Origin of the sequence: Paenibacillus sp. BIHB 4019 (genome assembly GCF_002741035.1) — a bacterium.
Classification (GTDB): domain Bacteria; phylum Bacillota; class Bacilli; order Paenibacillales; family Paenibacillaceae; genus Pristimantibacillus.
This window is the reverse complement of sequence record NZ_CP016808.1, coordinates 4,474,189-4,492,214: the sequence shown is the minus strand read 5'-3', so window position 1 is coordinate 4,492,214 and position 18,026 is coordinate 4,474,189. Positions and strand designations below refer to the sequence as shown.

The following is an 18,026-nucleotide window of genomic DNA, read 5'->3' as shown; positions in this document are numbered from 1 at the left end:
TACCACATCTGCTACGGCAAGCGGAAAATTCGCGGCAACGCGGGCAAAAGCCTGTCCCTTGTAATGGGATCATCAAAATTCCATTTGGCTTCCGTTACATAAACCCGGCTGCTGTCCAACGACTGCCAATACGCGCTTTTTGTAATGCGCGCCGCCTCGGTTCTAGACCGCTCGCTCTCCCCTACTAATAAGAATAGGCGGTCAGCATGATACTCACTCATTTGCTCCAGAGCAATCGCTTGGAAAAGAATTCCTGCTTCAATTAATTGCCTTACTTTGTCTGCTGGCTCAAACGCCATCGGATGGTAAAGCGTCAAGGCAATGCCTCTCATGCCCATGACATACAAATCACCATCTACTAGGACAAAAATAGCAGCCGTTTCCCTTTCCTTCGTATATAAAGCCAAATGCCGCCACATCTCTCCGGCTTTGCGCTCATAATGTTCAATCCATTGCCTCGCCTGTTCTTCCTTCCCGAACAGCTCCGCCACCTGCATGAGCCGGTCATAGGTCGGCTGCAAGCGATCAATCGATACGGTAGGTGCTATTTTGGACAGCTCCTCCATTCGATCCTGCCGGAAGCTGCTGTAGAGAATCAAATCCGGGCATAGCGCCTTCACCTTGCCGAGCTCCCCCAGCAAGCCAATATCTGAAATATTTTTCAGCTCATTGCGATAAACGACCTTTCGGCCAATAACCGTCATGTCGGCGCCTACTGGCCTAATGCCTAGAGAAAGCAAATCGCCAAGCACATAACCAACTACAACGATTCGTGAGAAAGGGCTACCATCCTGCTTAATCGTCGGATGGCTGACGCCGCGAGTTTTAGCATATTGCTTCGGAGTCAGCCCCATGGCATGCCGGAACCTGCGGGCAAAATAATATTCATCCTTGAAACCTGCCTGGCGGGCAATTTCACGTAAAGGATCATTCGTTAGCAGCAGCAGTTCCTTCGCCCGATTCAAACGGAGCTCCGTCAAATAATCAAGCGGCTTTTTGCCAGTTAACGTTTGGAACAATGCGCTGTATTGCCAGCGGGCTACACCGGACATTTTGGACAGCTGCTCCACGGTTATCTCCTCTCGGTAATGCTCCACCATATAAGCGATGCTTTCCTGAACGGCCAGCTTAGCATCCGATGAGGAACGCGAAGCTGCCACATGCTCCATCAGCAACACAAGAAGCTCCTGCAGCCTAATTTGCTGCTTGAATTGGTCCACTTGCTTGCAGCTTTGATGATTTGCAGCCCCCTCAGCAGCTTGCTCCAGCAAATCAACGAGCCGCGCCATCGCAGTCACATCAATTCTCGTCTCATAGGGCAAGGTTAAGCCTATTTCTTGCGCTGGCTCCCGTTCTCCCACTCGATAAGCATCGAAAGCAATCACATATACCGCTCCCCGATGATCGCACGGCTCACTTCCTTCCACTTGCGCCTTTGCCCCAGGAGCAAGAAGAAAGCACGCCCCTTTTTCGGCATAAATAGAGTGGCCCTCCAGATGAAGCTTGCCCCCGCTTTGTGCAAAAGCAATGAGGCGATGTCCTTCGCTTTCCAATGTATGAATCGACCGGTCAAATGCACAATCTACTATGTTAACAGACGTAAGAATATATAAGTAAGGCAGCGATAGGGAAGCTGATGTTTCATCAGGTTTTATCAAGGAATGTTCATCCATCGGCGTGCCCCCTTCTCATCATAATTGTATTAGTATATCGGAATATAAATGGGCTATCAAGAAACATCCGCGCCCGCTCTTCATTTTGTCCAATAAAAAAACAGACATTTCTCTATTGCTAGCCAAGTGAAGAATCCTTAGTATTATTGAACGTAATAATCATTCTCAATAGATGAAAAGGGGTACCTGCAAAGATGTCCAGAATAAAAAGAAATACCACCCTGCAGACGATTTCCGTTCTGTTCGTATTAGTCATGCTCGCAATGGGATGCTCGCAGCAAGAGTCGGCCTCCAATGGCAACGAGGCGGGAACAAGCACAGCCGCCCCTAAGGAACAAGCGATTACCGTTGCTTGGCTTAGAGATATAGGTCCGCTCAATCCTCATGTCTACTATCCGTCGCAATTATTCGCACAGTCTATGCTCTATGAGCCATTGGTCAGCTACAACGAAGGCGGAGAGCTCAAACCGCTGCTCGCTGAGTCATGGGTCATTTCAACCGATGGCAAGGAATATACGTTTAAGCTCCGCCAAGATGTCAAATTCGCGGATGGAACGCCGTTTAACGCAGCCATTGTCCAGAAAAACTTTGATGCAATCATGCTTAACAAAAGCGTCCACAGCTGGATTGGACTCGTCAAAGTGCTTGAAAAAACGGAAGCTGTCGACGAATTTACGTTTAAAATAACGCTGACCGCTCCTTACTATCCAACCTTGCAGGATTTGGCGATTGTGCGGCCTTTCCGTTTTCTTGCTGAAGCCGGGTTCCCGGATGACGGAGATACGACGAAGGATATCAAGCAGCCGATCGGCACCGGACCTTGGCAGCTCGCTGATTATAAGAAAGATGAATATGCGGTTTTCACCAGAAATCCGAATTACTGGGGAGAAATGCCGAAGCTCGACAAAATAACAGTCAAAATTATACCGGATGGCGAAACACGGGTTCTCGCTTTCGAGAAAGGCGAGCTGGATCTGATTTTTGGCGAGGGCGCAATCAGTATGGATGCTTTCCAGCAATTAAAGGATTCAGGCAAATATGAGACGGGGCTATCCGAGCCTGTTGGCACAAGAAGCCTGCTGCTCAATACGCTAAACGACAAGCTGGCTGACCACCGGGTGCGGCTTGCGCTTCAGCAAGGCTTTGACAAAGCAACCATGGTAGATGGCGTAACGGGTGGCCTTGAGGAAGCAGCCAACAACATTTTGTCCAAAAACTATCCTTACTCCAATATCGACTTTGAGCCTATCGGTTACGATGTCGCCAAAGCAAATGCCTATTTGGATGAAGCCGGGTGGAAGCTCGAAGCTGGTAAAACGGTAAGAGAAAAAGACGGCCAGCAGCTTGAGCTTGAATTAATGTACGATAAAGGCGATCTGATTCAGAAAGCAATGGCCGAAACGATTCAATCCGGGTGGGCCGAAATTGGAGTCAAGCTGAACCTCAATGCTGTTGAACTCGCGATGATTCCTCAGCGCTTGCGGGAAGGCACCTTCGACATCCATTTCTGGTTCAATTACGGTGTGCCTTATGATCCGCATACGCTTATTAATTCGGTCAGGGAGCCGGGCTTCGGCATATCGGAAGCACATAGCAGCCTCCCGATGAAAGCGGAACTGGATGAGCAAATTGTCACAGCACTCGCTTCCACGGACGAAGCCGAGCGCCAGCAGCTGTATACGTCCATTTTAAAAACGTTAAATGAACAGTCGGTTATTTTGCCGATCTCTTATATTAAACAAACCGTCGTTTACCAGAAAAACTTGAAAAACTTCAAATTTCCAGCCAGCCGTTGGGATCATCCTTTCGAAGGGCTCGAACTAAATCCGTAAAATGGGCAAAAACATAGCTGTATCCGTATCCCCGCCTTTTATGCGGCTTTATATTGTAACCTTTTTATTTTTCAGCGCGAATCCGATTATTAATATCGTTGTTCCGCTGCGCGGGAAAGACGAAGGAGCAAGCAATGGCGAAATTGGCATGATGATGGGCGCTTATATGCTTACCAGCATGCTGCTTCGGCCCTGGGCAGGCAATGTGGTCGCCCGCTTTGGCCCACAGTTTGTGCTGCGTTTATTATTGCTCGCAAACTTTATTATTTTGGCGTTATACTCGCTTCTCGGCTTGGAATGGTATTTTCTGCTGCGTGCGCTGCAGGGCGTGACGACCGCCTTTTTTTCCTTGGCGCTGCAGATGGGCATTGTCGATACGCTGCCTGAAAAGGAGCGTTCGCAAGGACTGTCGCTATATTTGTTAGCTGGCATGCTGCCAACCGTTGTTCTGCCTATGGCTGCCCTTTATTTATGGAATTGGGGCGAACTGCACACCTTCGCAGCCGCCATGCTTATTATTGGCATTGCAGCAGGCTTTGTGGGGTATAGCTCCCCCCTTCCTTCCCGCTTGGCCAGTTCTAGCACTGGTGCGAAGACAAGCTCTACACTGGCGCAGCTTAACCAATTATGGAGCAATCGGGCTTTTCTCGTGTGCAGTATAGCCATGCTTATTGCTTCTATCGGCTTTGGTGCTGTCGTCACTTTTATTGCTCTATATACGAAGCAAAGCGGTGTTGGCGATGCCGGCATTTATCTCATGATTCAGGCTGGCATCATTGTCGTTTCCCGCTTTGCGCTGCGGACAAAGCTGCCCTCCGACGGCAAGTGGCCTGCTGGCTTAACGATTAGTTTGCTGCTGTGTATGACGATAGGTACCGAGCTGCTAGCGTTGTCCATTGATTTGGGAGCCGCCTATATGTATGTCGCAGCCGGACTAATCGGGCTTGGCATGGCACTGCTTTATCCAACCTTAATGACCTATCTGACCTTTGTGCTGCCAGCCGCCTCCCGAAATACGCTCATTGGCTTATTTATTGCCATGTCCGATCTCGGCGTTGTGCTTGGCAACATGGCGATGGGACCAGTCGCCGATCATTTATCCTACTCCGTTATGTACAGCATGTGCGCCTTATTATTGCTTGCCGCTGCTGCGGTTGTACGCATAAGCGGCCGCCGCTTGAAATCGGAATCCCGTTAATATGCATGAAAAAAAAGCTCATTGATCGGCTATTTTGCCAGCAAATCAATGAGCTTTTTTATAATATGCTGCCTTCCTAACGGTGTCCAGCTCATGACGAACCAGTTAGGAATCGCATGTATATTTCCCTCTTGAATGGCACCTGTCTCCTGCCACGCAGCTGTTTGTGTCATCCGCTTGAATATTTCCTCGCTGCCTGCCAGCACATGATGCTTCTGAATAAACAAATGCTCTGTGTCCAGTACAGGCAACGCTTCTGGCGGAATTTCCAGCCTCCACATCTCTTCAGGCACTTGTCCACCCGGCTTTAGAGCAAGCTCTTTATAAATGAGTTCATTGAGGGGATGGTCTGTTTTTCCTTGAATGCCAACCGCCCGGTGACTAACCTGCATAACCGTAATCCGTTCCTCGCCCATCGAATGGTGCAGCAGCCGCTTGGCATCTTCAATGCTTAAATCCAGACGGGTCAGCACCGCTTCGGCTTCACGCTCCCGATTTACAAGCTCGGCAATTTTCACAAAGTTTCGTTTCCAATCCCACACGGAAAAATCGAGAAAATACGGAGTTGCGATTTGCTTAAAGCTGTCCTTAAGATGCAAATGGTAATGGTCTGCAATAATTAAATCGCACTTGGAACGCTTTAGCTCGCTAAGCTGCTCAATCAACTGTTTGCTATACGCCTGTTCCCCTATACCTGGATATTGAAACAAATCGACGACGCATACAGGCTCGATGCCGATGGACTGCAAATGCTCGTGAAAGCCAAGTGAAGAAGCGACCGCGATTTTCATCGTTCCGCGCTTCATATAAACGGTTGGCGATACGCCGACTAAACGCTGAAACATGCGGCTGAAATAAAACTCGCTGCGAAAGCCGACGAAATCAGCCACTTCCTTCACGCGCCGATCTTCCTGATCGAGTAATTGCTTCGCCTTATCCATCCGGATTTGATTTAAATATTCAATAGGGCTTGCGACCTTCATTTTGCGAAAAAGGCGCGAGTAAGCGGTTGTCGTCATTTCGGCAGCCTCTGCCAAATGGTCAATGCTTATTTTCCCCGTATAGTTTTCTTTCATATAAATAATGCTGCGCTCAATTCGCTCATCGCTCGCTTCACGCTGCTCCGGTGCATTTGTAATAATAAAGCTGATAAATTCTTCTAACAGCAGCCGCAAGGAAAAAGCATCCGCTCTCGCTGCCCCTCTGCTTTGGTCATGCATATGCAGCAATCGTTGAAGCACCTGCTGCGGCTGGCGAATAGCAATATGGCCCGGCAAAAAAGCGCCAGACAGCGATAATGATTTTACCCCTTCAAACTTCTTGCCTTCCTTCACGAGCATAACAGGCTGGAAAAAAAGGCCGTAATACGTAATCAGGCTGCAGCGGTCCGGAACATCAATGATCATTCCCGGCACTAATAGATACAGCTCGAAGGGGCGAATTCTGCACAATACGCCATCTATTAAAAGGCTTGCTTCGCCTTCCAAAATAAAACACAGCACATGCACGCCTATCCTATGGCTGCCTGCTCCTTGATGAACCGGAAACTTCCGTTTCCGCAACGATGAAAATAAATAGAGCTGATTCGTCTTCGAAGAACGCAACGGCATTCGGTTTAGCACCGACCTTTCGTAAAACCGTGACAATTTCTTCTATTATATAGTATTACGTCTCATCAGCAAATAGATCATATAAGGCGCGCCAATACATGCGGTAACTAGACCAGCTGGTATCTCATAAGGAGAAAAGATGCTTCTCCCTATTAAATCTGCAACGATAACGATTAAACCGCCAAGCAAAGCCGTAACGGGCAGCCGTCTTATGCTGCGCGTACCAACTAATCGCACAGCCATATGAGGGGCGATTAGGCCAACGAACGCAATCGTCCCCGCCATCGATACGGCAGATCCCGCTAACGCAACGCTCATGAGAATAAACCAAAATCTCATCCGCTCCAGGCGCATGCCCAGCCCTTTGGCTGAATCATCAGTTAATTGAAACAGATCAAGCTGGCGTACGCTTAACAGCACCAAAGGGAGCAGCACTGCCATCCACGGCAGCAAAGGCCAAAAATGCTCCCATGTCCGCCCGTACAAGCTGCCAGCCATCCATACCGACGCTTGGGATACGCGAAATATATTGCCAAGTGTCAGCAAATAAGTAATGCATGCTGCTGCCATAGCTGAAATGCCAATTCCGACTAACAGCAAGCGAATGATTGATATGCCATTGCTCCAGGACAACCAATAGATTAAAGCGGCTACTATAACAGCTCCGGCAAAAGCGGCAAACGGCAGCTGGCTCATCGGATAGGCAGGCACAAGCACCATGACAGCGACAACAGCCGCGGCTGCTCCCGAATTCAGCCCAATAATGCCTGGCGAGGCAAGCGGGTTGCGAGTAATGATTTGTAAAATCATGCCGGATACAGCGAGCCCGCAGCCAGCTAAGAAGCCAGTGAGCACTCTCGGCAATCGGACCCCGCGGATTGTAAACGCAAATTCATCATTGCCGACATGCAGCGCCGTTCGAATGGCTTCGAAGGGAGGCACCGCGCGTTCGCCAAGCACGATGCTCAAAAGCAGAACAAGCAGATTTAGTCCAAGCAAGAGTAAAATGATTCCCCAGTAGCGTCCCTTTATAATAGAAGAAACTATTTCGCTCCCCCCTTTCGCTGTGCCAAATAAATGAGAAAGGGCGCTCCCAGAAAAGCAGTCACGACGCCTACAGGCAGCTCCTCGCCAGGCAATATAAACCGGGCTGCGATATCAGCCAGCAATAGCAGCAACGCGCCTAATACGATGGCATAAGGCAAAATCCAGCGATAATTGGTTCCAACCATGAACCGGGCAATATGTGGAACCGCCAGCCCTATAAAAGCAATGGGCCCCGCAATGGCAACAGCGCTTCCGGCTAAAATAATAATGACGCCGATACAGAGCAGCTTGATCAATATGACCCGCTGACCTAAGCCTTGGGCCATCTCCTCCCCTAGGCTGATGACATTCATGTGTCCTGCTAATAAAAAGGAGCCAACCAAACCAAGCAGCATATAAGGAAGCACCGTTAAAAACAATTGCATATCCCGACCCGTAATCGAGCCGGCCAGCCAGAAGCGCATCGTATCCAGCGATTGTTCATTTAAAATAAGAATGCCTTGCGTCAGCGAAGCCAGCAGCAAATTAATCGTGGCCCCTGCTAGCACCAGCTTGACCGACGTTAGCGGCTGTCTGCCGATGGAGCTCAGCATAAATACCGAAAAACCAGCTATAGCAGCGCCCGCAAAGGCTGACCAAGTAAACAAAACCAGCGAAGTTGTGCCGAAAAGGAATGACGCGATAACGGTCGTTAAAGCGGCTCCATAATTAATGCCGAACAATTCCGGGCCAGCGAGCGCATTGCGGCTAAGCGCCTGCATCAGACAGCCCGCTGCTGCTAATGAGCCGCCAACCAGCATCGCGATCATCGCCCGCGGCAATCGGACCGACCTTACGATGAGCTGATCCCGTGATTCGTCAAAAGCCCAAAAAGCATCGATAACTGCTGCAAAAGGCACCCGTACAATGCCAAACATAATGCTGGAAGCCCATGCCAGCACAAGTAAAACAAGCAGTACTGCCAAACCGGTCATTCTGCCCCTCAATGTTTCTACCTCCGAACGTAAAACGGTATAATCATACAGAAAGATTGGGCCGCCAATGCGGGAGACCCAATCTTCAGTGAAACGATATTCGCGAATCTTTTAGCCAGCAACATAAGTGTTTATATCATCAGCCACTTTAGTAGCCGCTTGAATACCTAGGCCACTCATCCAATATTCCCAATCTACCGGATGGACGCTATTGTTTTGCGCTCCTTTTAAGGTTTTCCATAGCGGGCTGCTTTCCAGCTTGGCAAATGCATCCTTCTCCCGATCAAACCAAAGGATAACATTGCCATCAAGGTCAGCGATCTGCTCCTCGGTTAAATCTTTAGAGAAACCTTCATCGGTTTGCGCGGCCGGGCGAACGATGCCCGCTTCCTTCATAATGCCGCCAGCAAATGTGCCTTCCAAATAAATTTGGATTTTATCCTGACGCGGACGGAAGAGCGAAACTTCCTTGCCTTCGACTTTTGCTTTCAGCTCATTTATTTTTTGCGTGTAGCCCTCAAGCAGCTTTGTGCCTTCAGCCTGCTTGTTCACAGCGTCCGCATGCAGCTGCAAGTTTTCCTTCCAAGTTACGCCAAGCGTTTCTACGAATACGGTTGGGGCAATTTGCGCCAGCTGATCATGAATCGCATCGTGTGTATCTTTATTTCCAATAATTAAATCAGGTTTCAGCGCATCAATCGCTTCAAGATTCGGCTCATTGACCGAGCCAATATTTTCAATGCCATCCGTTCCTGCCAAATAGGCAGGATAAGGATCGCCAGCGGCCAATATTGAAGGAGCACCGACTGGTTTGACGCCCATCTCCAGCAAATTATCCAAAGCCCCAATATCAAGCACAACAACTCGCGCTGGATTCGCAGGTACTTCAACATCGCCATATGTATCCTTGACTACCCGGGTCGTTGCCGCTGGCTCCGCGCTGCTTGTGCTTTCAGGTGAGGCTGCATCCGGCGAGGCGGTATTGGTTCCGCCAGAAGCCGCATTGCCGCAGCCCGATAAAATAAGGAGCAAAATCATAAACCCTGCAAAATGAATCGTAAAACGGTGTTTTTTGTCTAAAGCTCTTCCTAGCATGTACGACATCTCCCTGCGATTAATAATGATTATCATTAATAATAAGAATACCAAGCCTTCCGGCAAGCTGTCCATGCAATAAGCTGTCGATCTCATGCATTATTTTTAATATCAGTGAAAATATACCCATTTTTATCCATGAACGTCAGTGATCGGCTAAAGGATTGCGTACTTGATGAATGCGGAGCTCATTATCCGGGAACAGCCTTCTTTTCGTCAGCTGCTCAACGCCAATGACTGCATCGAACAGCGAGAAGCGTTCAAACCGCTCTGCATGCTCTGGAAACTGCTGCTGGTACTCCACAATAATCCGTTTAGCCAGCTGCCAAAACTTCTCCTCGGCGAAGCCGTAATGCTCCTCCATAAACAACGCCAGTTCCCCTAAGTTAATAAAGAAAAAGGCATCATGGACGAAATCGCGCACAGCGGCCGGGTCATCCGTTTCCAAAAACGAATTGCGATTGACCCGTTGATGATATTCCGGAACTTGCACTAGCTGCGGGCACTTGTCTGGCTGGACTAGTGCCGCTTTCATAAATCGAATGCCGTCATGAAAATCCTTCAGTGCAACCCGCTGCGGCAGTCCCGCTTGATGAATCAATACCATATTTTGAGCATGAGATTCGAGAGCGATGCCATGGGCAAATAGAAAATGAATAATCGGGCGTACGCTCGCGTTCAGCAGCTTGGTCAACCAGTTTTCCGCTCCATGCTGCTTAATCCATGGATCAATGATTGGCGCGCCGTCTAAATCCGTTGCGCATAGCGCATTGAACGGCACGGCCGATTCTTCCGGCAGCAGCAGCGGGTGCAGGCTCTCCCGCCATATGCAGGCGAGCACGCCATAGCTTTGCGGCTGCAAAGCAGCGGGAATATCGGCATCGACATAGGCCGCCCCCGCCACCTCGCCTAAGAGGATGACACGCAGCTGCTCGCGTAAATAGCTGTCTTCAGCTGCCAAGCCTTGGAGCCAATCCGTAATGGCAGGTGCATTTTCAACCGTGTGAGGAGCCAGAATCCTTCCGGTTGATGTATTTAAAATACTTAAGGCCAGTTTGATATAGGCTTTATGCGGAGCTGTCCGATTGGCAAGCGTGCGAATCGATTGCTGGGCGGTATAAAGCTCCCCTGCCGTGCCGAGCAGCATGATTTTCCCCTCGCGAATAGGCGCTGCAAATACGGACGTTAATTTATTGTGCCATTGCCATGGATGGACGGGCAGCAGCACATAGGAATCTGCATCAACGCCAGCCTGCTTGAAATAAGCAGCGAATCTGGAACGGCTCCCCTCATCCAGCTGTGTGCTAATCCATTCGTTCAGGTCAGTTTGCGATGAATGGGCATTTTGGCGTGTGGCTGAGCTGCTTGTCCTTGCGAACTCCCGCTGCACAGCTACCCATAGAGGCTCGATTGGCTTAGCAAACTCCGGTCCGTACGCCCAATGATCCGAAACATTAAAGCCAATACGCGATTTGTAGCTCGGATGATACGGATGCCCATCCATAATCAAGCTTTCCCAGTCCTCATAAGGCTGCTGATGGATAGGAATGGCCACTTGATGCCGTTCATATTGGGCAAGCGTATCGTTAATTAGCGTCTGTTCAAGCTCCTGGATAAAATGCAGCGTCCGCGCCTCATCTGCTCCACTCCCCGCAGCCGTCTCAAGCAGAAATAGCGAAAGCGAATCCGCCTCGGCTTCGCTGTTATGGATTCGGCGCCTTAGCGGCTGGCCATCCATCCGCAAGCGGTCAAACGTAAGATGCCGCGTGCCCCCGCAAATATATGCGACCGCCTCCCCGCTCTCGCTCACCCCTTGAATTTCACAGGACCAGCGATTACCCGGCTCCGACTTCAAGCCTTCGACAATTCCTTCATAGAGCATGGACTGAACCAGCTGCCGAAAAATCCGGCGTCTTACTTGAACATAATGAGCTGAGCGCATCGCCAGCGCATAATTGTTTTCCTGCCTCGCTCCCTCTACCGGCAGCGCTGTCAAAACTTCTGTCTTTCCGTATTCCATCTTCTCACTCCCCTACTAATGTGCGGTGCTTCGGGTGGAACGCATACAGCGGGTTGCTTACGCTATGAACGCAATCGTTCGGGCCTACGTATAATCGGCGTTTCGTCAGCTGTTCCACCTCGATTTCAGAAGCAAATAGATCAAACAGCTCAAAACGATGCTGAAGCTCTGGGAATTTCTCCTGATAACCCACGATAATCTCAGCCGTCATTTGCCACCATGCCTCCTCGGGCAAGCCATAATGCTGTTCCAGAAAGAAGGCCAGCTCGGTTAAATTAATAAACATAAACGCATCGAGCAAAAAGTCTTTGACCTCCTTGACCTCTTCCTTCGCAATGAATGAATTGCGGTTGACGCGTTGATGATTGGATGGAGGATACATAATGTCCGGATAGCCCAGCGGATTGGGAACGGCAGGCGAATAGCGAATGCCGTCGTGAAAATCTTTCAAAGCGATACGTGTCGGCAGCCCCCGCTCCAGTACAATCATCATATTTTGCGCATGGGACTCCAGCGCCGTTCCATGCGCGTACAGCAAATGAATCAAAGGTACGACCGAGACGCTAAGCAGCTTTTTCACCCAGCGCTCCATGCCATGCTTCTGAATCCAGCCATCGATGACCGGTGTCCCGTCCGCTTGAAGATAACTTAAGGCGCCAAAAGGAAGAGCTTCCTCGCCTGGCTCCAAATACGGATGCAAGCTTTCGCGCCAAATAGCGCCAAGCGCGCCATAGACCTTTTGCTCAAGCAGGTTTGGCAGCTTCTGATGCTGATAAGAAACACCCAGCACCTCCTTCAGCATAATGAGCCTGAGCTCATCGCGTAAAAAAGCATCGCTTGCCACCATTTCGCCAAGCCAATCCGATATGCGCGCTGCATTAAGCAGCGTATGCCGAGCCAATATTCGGCCGGACGATGTATTCGTAATGCTTAGTGGCAGCTTAACGTATGCCTTGGACTTGTCCGCCCGATTGCTGAGGGTACGAATGGACTGCTGGGGCACGTAGCTATCGCTGCCATAGCCTAAATAAATGATCTCTTGCGTCTCCATTTGTTCGAAAAAAGCGGTCGCCGCGAATCGCTCCCACTGCCAAGGATGAACCGGCAGCAGCACATACTCGCTGGGGTTTTTACCAGCAGCCTCTATTGTCGCTTGGAATGCGGCGTAATCGGCTCCAAGCTCATGCTGCATATAGCTAGTAATATCAAGCATGCGAGCGATCGAAAAACTCGCAGCTTCCTGGTGCACGGCCACCCAAGCCAATTTCAGCTCCGGCTTAAATTCCGGTCCATAGGCCAAATTGTCTTCCAGCGTAAAGCCGATTCTTGATTTATAGCAGGGATGATACGGATGGCCCGCTTGCACATAGCTCTCCCAGTCGTCATAATCGGCTGGCTTATGCTGCTGCAATTCCAGCAGCTTTTGGACAGCCATCGTATCCTTCAGCAGCGTTTGCTGAATTTCATCGATAAAGACAGACAATAAGGTCTCCGTCGTCCCTATCGCGGGCGCGATTTCCAGCAGAAAGCGAGGCAGAGAATCCGCCTCTGCGGCGCGACCTGCCGTGCAGCGCACAACGGGCTCCTCCGACAAGCGGATGCGGCCAAAGCTTTTTTTACGGGAAGCTTTAAACCGATAAGCAACCTCCTCCCCAGAGTCGGTCTTTCCGTGAAGCTCATATTCTGATTCTGCACCGTAGGCGATAGCGGGCCCGGTTACAATTCGCTCATACAACAGCGACTCTATCAGTTGACGAAAAATTCGCCTTCTTACTTGAATCCGCTCATTCGAGTGCAGCAATGTCAAACCTATCTGGCTCATACGCCACCTCCAAAAAGAGAGTTCAGGCCTTCGACATATTTATGCTCAGGATGCGGATGGCTCAAAAAGTCATGATGCGAAATCGCCCAGCCATATGCGCCCGCATAACGAAACAGCAGAATATCGCCTACGCGTACCTCTTTTATTTCAACCTCATGTGCCAGCACATCCTTCGGCGTACATAGCTGGCCGACTATGGTAGCCGAACCGTCATAAAGCGCCGGACGCTCATAGGAATGCGGCCAATGCTCAATGGCAATCCGCTCAAACGGATGGCTGTGATTCCAGGAAACCGGAAGCCGAAAATGATGGGTGCCTCCACGAATAATGACATAATCCTTCCCGTGATTCCGCTTAATATCCAGCACCTCCGCAGCATAATAGCCGCTTGCGGCAGTAAGATAACGCCCGCATTCAAAAAGAATGGTAGTCGTTGGCGGCAGCTCCTTTTCCAGCATTGGCGCTAAGCCGCTGACGAACCCATCCCAATCAAACTGCTGCTCCAAATCCGCATAATTGACACCGATGCCGCCGCCAGCATTGATATAGTTCAAGGTTAAGCCGTATTTTGCAGCCCACTGCCGAGAAATTTCGCAATAATATTCGACTAGGCGAACATGCTGCTCGGCATCCAAATTATTCGATAGGGAGTGAAAATGGAACCCTTCCACGCGGACATGCCGCAGCTTCTGCAATTGCCCCATTACCTCCGGCAGCGACTCCTCGTCAATGCCGAACTGAGTTGGCTTTCCGCCCATGGCCAGCGTCGCTTGCGGAAGCGGGCCCCGCAAATTAATGCGCAGCAGAACCGGTGCTACAATGCCGCGCCTTTCAGCAATCGCATTCAGCTTATTCAGCTCATGCCCGCTCTCCACATGGATGAGACTGACACCGTATTCGATTGCGCCTTCCAGTTCTTCTTCCGTCTTTCCAGGTCCGCCGAATAAAATCGGAATATCTGAAGATATTTCACGCACTTTTCTGATTTCACCTAGCGATGCGACCTCAAAGCCGTGCACAATTTCAGCGAGGGCAGCAAGCACCTCGCGCTCCGAATTGGCTTTAATCGCATAAAATAGCTTGCAGCGCCGGGGCAGCGATTGCACCCGCACCCCCACATGGCTGCGCAACGCATCCATATCACGCACATAGGCACATAATAGTCCAGGCTGCTCGGCCTTCAGCTTTTGAATATAAGGAACGATGTTCTGCATTTCTGAACGTACGCCGCTTGTAGTTACAGACATAGACGCGTACCTATCCCTTTCTTCACAGCCTGCGCATAAATTTCTGCCGCGCTTGAAATATCTTCAACCGCCATTCCCATCGGATTGAGCAAAATAATTTCGTCATCGTTTTCACGCCCCGGCTTGCTGCCGATTACGATTTCACCCATCTCAGCGTGCAGCTGCTCACGCGAAAACTTGCCCTCCAGCACAAGCTGGTTAATCGTTTTTTTCTCGCGGTTGGATTGATCCCAATCGTCGACAACGACTTTATCTGCATGAACGAATACGTCCTTATGCACATCCATAATCGAGATATTGCTGATGAACGTCCCTTTGCTCAGCCATTCATACGGAATATACGGCGCTGAGGCTACTGTCGCTGTGACGAGCACTTCCGCCTGCCTAACCGCTTGCTCCGCCGATTCCACTACCTTGAACTCAACCTGCTTGAACTGCTCCCGCAGCTCTTCGACTAGCCGCAAGGCATTTTCTCGGTTCAAGTCGAATAGTCGAACGGTATGAATGGCCGCAAATTGCTCGACCAAAGAGGTGATCTGCATCTTCGCGATGACGCCGCAGCCAATGACCGAAACCGCACCAAAATCTTTTTTGGCTAAATGCTTTGCCCCAATGACGGTCACCGCTGCTGTACGCATGCCGCTTATGAGACTTCCCTCCATGACGGCAATCGGATAATTGGACTCGGGATCATTCAAAATAATGAGTGCGCTTGCCCGCTCCTTATTGCGCTTTGCCGGATTGTCGTGCTTGCTGCCAATCCATTTCAGTCCACTTACGGCAACCTCGCCGCCGACATAAGCCGGCATAGCGATGATACGATCGGCAATATGGCCTGCATCCCCGTTCACCCGCAAATACGGTTTTAGCGGCTGCATAAATTCTCCCTTGGCATGAAGCTCAAACGCCCGGGTTACCGCTGCGACATATGGCGCTGAATGCATTCCGCCAAGCTCCACAATATGCTGCTTGCTCAAATATAAAATTTCATGCTCCTGTACCTGATTCATTTTTTAACCACTCCTTGCTCGTATTGGTTTTGCTCTGCTGAATCATTGCCAAGCGGCAGCTGCTGTACCCATCGCTCATCGTATACCGTATCCAAATAACGCTCTCCCCGGTCTGGCAGCACGGTTACTACGTTGGCTGAAGGCGGCAAGGTCGGAAGCAATTTTTGCAAAGCGGCTACAAGGGAGCCCGATGATCCACCAGCAAAAATCCCTTCGCGCTCCAGCAATTTGCGGCAGCCCTGCACCGATTCGCGATCGTTGACATGGATGACCTGATCGACCTCAAGCGAAGCAAATAATTCGGGCACGCGGTTTGCTCCGATGCCAGGCAGCTCACGCTGAGCAGCCGGTGTTCCGAAAATAATGGAGCCTACTGCATCTACCGCAATAATTTTGGCCCGTGGAAATGCCTCCTTTACGCGGCGAGAAATTCCGAGTATACTGCCAGTTGTACTCACAGCGCACACTAAATAATCGATTGGGCTGTCCATTTGCTCCACGATTTCCTCTCCTGCCCCATAATAATGCGCTTCCCAGTTAAGCGGATTCGCATATTGATTGATCCAGTAAGCATGGCGATCCTGGCTCGCAAGCTCCTTTACTCTGCTTATTCGTGACTGTAAATAGCTTCCAAATTCATCAGGCTCCTTAACCATGTCGATTTGGGCACCCAGATAAGTAATCATTCGCAAATTGGTCGAGGTAATTTTCGGATCTACCACACAGGTGAATTTTAACCCGTACATCTTTGCAGCGAGTGCGAGGCCAATGCCCAAATTGCCCGACGTACTCTCGATCAGATGGGTATTCGCCTGAATCGTCCCTTCCCTCAGCCCTTTCTCGATAATGTAGCGGGCAGGCCGATCCTTCATGCTGCCGCCTGGGTTCATCATCTCTAGCTTGGCGAAGATAGATACCCCGTGGGGAGCAAACAGCGAATTTAAGCGTACTAATGGCGTTCGTCCGATACAATCGATGATCGTATTGGCTATTTTCGGCGATCTTTCTTTAACCTGCAAAGCGTTTTGTTCCATGCATGAACACCAGCTTTCCTCTAGTTTTCAATGTCGCTTACACGCCTGGATGATAATGATTATTAATATCACATAGCGACATAGGCTCCATTATGCGATTCCTTTTTTTACCTGTCAATATATTTTTATTTTGTATAATTTTTCTTTAATTTTATTGACTTTGATAATCATTGTTGCTAATCTTGGGTGGTATTTGATTATTTATCACGTTAGACAAGGCAGGTGAGGATAAAATGCAGCAATTATCTTGGAATAGGAGTGTACGTGTATTATGGGGAGGAAGGTTCCTTACCAGCGCAGGATTAACAGGCATTAGCCCATTTATTCCGTACTACATGGAGTCTCTTCATGCAGGAAGCCCCTCCCAAGTACTCATGTGGACCGGACTTGCCGTGTCGGCGCCAGCTGTTTCTTATGCGCTGCTTACTCCTTTCTGGGGCAAGCTCGGCGACCGCTGGAGTCGAAAATGGATGGTAGTCCGAGCTTTGTTAGGGCTGGCGTTAAGCATGTTCCTGATGTCCATTGCCGCAACGCCGTTTCAATTTTTTCTGTTTCGGCTATGCCAGGGCGCGTTCGGCGGCATCTCCGATGCAAGCAGTGCGTTCATCGGAACCCACGCTCCGCCTAAGAAGCAAGGATTGGCGCTTGGGCAAATGGAACGCGCTTCCGCGGCAGGACTGCTCGTTGGCCCTTTGCTCGGCGGCCTTTGCGTAAATACATGGGGAAGCGGTCCCTTGCTGTTCATAACCGCCTCTTTAACCGCTTCATTTGCCATCATTGCTGCCTTTGTTTTACCCGGCTCTGCACAGGAAAAGCCAAAAGCTGCGATCCCCCCCTCTATGCGAAGCGGCATATTCGCTGCTTTTGCTGCGCTTTTGAAGCACCCTGTAGCACGCTCCTTTATCGCTGCCGGCATATTGTTCAAGCTTGCGGACTTCGCAACCTTCACGATTTTCACGCCGTATATGCGGGAGCTGCTTGATTCGCCTGCTAAAGCAGCGACGGCGGTAGGCGTACTTATTGCCGCTTCCTCTGCTGGAGAATTAATAGGCGGCCCATGGTGGGGGAAAAGAAATGATAACCATCAGCCCGCACGCAATTTCACCGCAGCCGGGCTATTATGCGCCCTTTGCATCATCGCCCAGACGCTGCCTTTTGGCTTGATCTGGCTTTTTATTGTCCGTTTTCTGCAAGGCTTTTTTTACAGTGCATTATTGCAAACCGTCATGCTGTCTGTCCTCAAAACCTCATCCGACCATGACAGAGGCGTTAAAATCGGGGCAACAAACAGCCTCCTCATGGCGGGCCAAATTTCCGGGCCAACCATCGGTGTCTTTATTGGCGCTCAGCTAGGCCTGTCCTCTGTCTTTTTGGTGATGGGAGGCTTCATGCTGCTCGCCTCTATGCTTGTCTGGTTTCCCGCTGCCCATATTCGGCAGCAAAAACATTTTTCCGCCCAATAAA

The 18,026-nt window shown here is 50.0% G+C and carries 13 protein-coding genes; 3 read left to right on the top strand and 10 right to left on the bottom strand.

The window, feature by feature from the left end:
• Positions 1 to 11: 11 nt before the first annotated feature.
• Positions 12 to 1,673, bottom strand: coding sequence for an AraC family transcriptional regulator (locus tag BBD42_RS19460; protein WP_099519512.1), 1,662 nt, complete (start codon positions 1,671 to 1,673; stop codon positions 12 to 14).
• 194 nt (positions 1,674 to 1,867) lie between these two features.
• Between BBD42_RS19460 and nikA the strand changes: the two genes are divergently transcribed.
• Positions 1,868 to 3,505, top strand: coding sequence for a nickel ABC transporter substrate-binding protein (nikA, locus tag BBD42_RS19455; protein ID WP_099519511.1), 1,638 nt, complete (start codon positions 1,868 to 1,870; stop codon positions 3,503 to 3,505).
• Position 3,506: 1 nt separating this feature from the next.
• Positions 3,507 to 4,703 (top strand): staphylopine family metallophore export MFS transporter CntE, encoded by a 1,197-nt coding sequence (cntE, locus tag BBD42_RS19450; protein WP_237163156.1) that lies wholly within the window; start codon positions 3,507 to 3,509, stop codon positions 4,701 to 4,703.
• Positions 4,704 to 4,732: 29 nt separating this feature from the next.
• On the opposite strand, the gene BBD42_RS19445 is transcribed toward cntE, so the two are convergent.
• The 9 genes from BBD42_RS19445 to sbnA form a co-directional block, all read right to left on the bottom strand.
• Positions 4,733 to 6,313: an AraC family transcriptional regulator gene (locus BBD42_RS19445; RefSeq protein WP_099519510.1), complete on the bottom strand. Its 1,581-nt coding sequence runs from the start codon at positions 6,311 to 6,313 to the stop codon at positions 4,733 to 4,735.
• Positions 6,314 to 6,358: 45 nt separating this feature from the next.
• A complete protein-coding gene (locus BBD42_RS19440) occupies positions 6,359 to 7,312 on the bottom strand; it encodes a FecCD family ABC transporter permease (RefSeq protein WP_172455559.1) in 954 nt (317 codons plus the stop codon).
• A gap of 44 nt (positions 7,313 to 7,356) precedes the next feature.
• Entirely contained in the window at positions 7,357 to 8,346 is a 990-nt protein-coding gene (locus tag BBD42_RS19435) for a FecCD family ABC transporter permease (RefSeq protein ID WP_237163155.1), read from the bottom strand.
• Between the two features lie 99 nt (positions 8,347 to 8,445).
• Positions 8,446 to 9,429, bottom strand: coding sequence for an ABC transporter substrate-binding protein (locus BBD42_RS19430; RefSeq protein WP_172455558.1), 984 nt, complete (start codon positions 9,427 to 9,429; stop codon positions 8,446 to 8,448).
• A 145-nt stretch (positions 9,430 to 9,574) separates the two neighbouring features.
• A complete protein-coding gene (locus tag BBD42_RS19425; RefSeq protein WP_099519507.1) occupies positions 9,575 to 11,449 on the bottom strand; it encodes an IucA/IucC family protein in 1,875 nt (624 codons plus the stop codon).
• A gap of 4 nt (positions 11,450 to 11,453) precedes the next feature.
• A complete protein-coding gene (locus BBD42_RS19420; RefSeq protein ID WP_099519506.1) occupies positions 11,454 to 13,271 on the bottom strand; it encodes an IucA/IucC family protein in 1,818 nt (605 codons plus the stop codon).
• Positions 13,268 to 14,485 (bottom strand): type III PLP-dependent enzyme, encoded by a 1,218-nt coding sequence (locus tag BBD42_RS19415; RefSeq protein ID WP_099521697.1) that lies wholly within the window; start codon positions 14,483 to 14,485, stop codon positions 13,268 to 13,270. The genes BBD42_RS19420 and BBD42_RS19415 overlap by 4 nt, the downstream gene beginning before the upstream one ends.
• A 23-nt stretch (positions 14,486 to 14,508) precedes the next feature.
• The gene (gene sbnB, locus BBD42_RS19410) at positions 14,509 to 15,528 is read right to left on the bottom strand and encodes a 2,3-diaminopropionate biosynthesis protein SbnB (protein ID WP_099519505.1); all 1,020 of its coding nucleotides are present in this window, start codon (positions 15,526 to 15,528) and stop codon (positions 14,509 to 14,511) included.
• Positions 15,525 to 16,562, bottom strand: coding sequence for a 2,3-diaminopropionate biosynthesis protein SbnA (gene sbnA / locus BBD42_RS19405; protein WP_099519504.1), 1,038 nt, complete (start codon positions 16,560 to 16,562; stop codon positions 15,525 to 15,527). Before sbnA ends, sbnB begins: the two co-directional genes overlap by 4 nt.
• A 233-nt stretch (positions 16,563 to 16,795) precedes the next feature.
• Between sbnA and BBD42_RS19400 the strand changes: the two genes are divergently transcribed.
• Positions 16,796 to 18,025, top strand: coding sequence for an MFS transporter (locus BBD42_RS19400; RefSeq protein WP_099519503.1), 1,230 nt, complete (start codon positions 16,796 to 16,798; stop codon positions 18,023 to 18,025).
• The last annotated feature ends 1 nt before the right edge of the window (position 18,026 follow it).

Coding starts and splice junctions, on each gene's coding strand:
- BBD42_RS19420 (WP_099519506.1), bottom strand. CDS start 13,271: ATGAGCCAGATAGGTTTGACATTGCTGCACTCGAATGAGCGGATTCAA.
- BBD42_RS19460 (WP_099519512.1), bottom strand. CDS start 1,673: ATGGATGAACATTCCTTGATAAAACCTGATGAAACATCAGCTTCCCTA.
- nikA (WP_099519511.1), top strand. CDS start 1,868: ATGTCCAGAATAAAAAGAAATACCACCCTGCAGACGATTTCCGTTCTG.
- BBD42_RS19425 (WP_099519507.1), bottom strand. CDS start 11,449: ATGGAATACGGAAAGACAGAAGTTTTGACAGCGCTGCCGGTAGAGGGA.
- sbnA (WP_099519504.1), bottom strand. CDS start 16,562: ATGGAACAAAACGCTTTGCAGGTTAAAGAAAGATCGCCGAAAATAGCC.
- BBD42_RS19445 (WP_099519510.1), bottom strand. CDS start 6,313: ATGCCGTTGCGTTCTTCGAAGACGAATCAGCTCTATTTATTTTCATCG.
- BBD42_RS19400 (WP_099519503.1), top strand. CDS start 16,796: ATGCAGCAATTATCTTGGAATAGGAGTGTACGTGTATTATGGGGAGGA.
- BBD42_RS19430 (WP_172455558.1), bottom strand. CDS start 9,429: ATGCTAGGAAGAGCTTTAGACAAAAAACACCGTTTTACGATTCATTTT.
- BBD42_RS19415 (WP_099521697.1), bottom strand. CDS start 14,485: ATGCAGAACATCGTTCCTTATATTCAAAAGCTGAAGGCCGAGCAGCCT.
- cntE (WP_237163156.1), top strand. CDS start 3,507: ATGGGCAAAAACATAGCTGTATCCGTATCCCCGCCTTTTATGCGGCTT.
- sbnB (WP_099519505.1), bottom strand. CDS start 15,528: ATGAATCAGGTACAGGAGCATGAAATTTTATATTTGAGCAAGCAGCAT.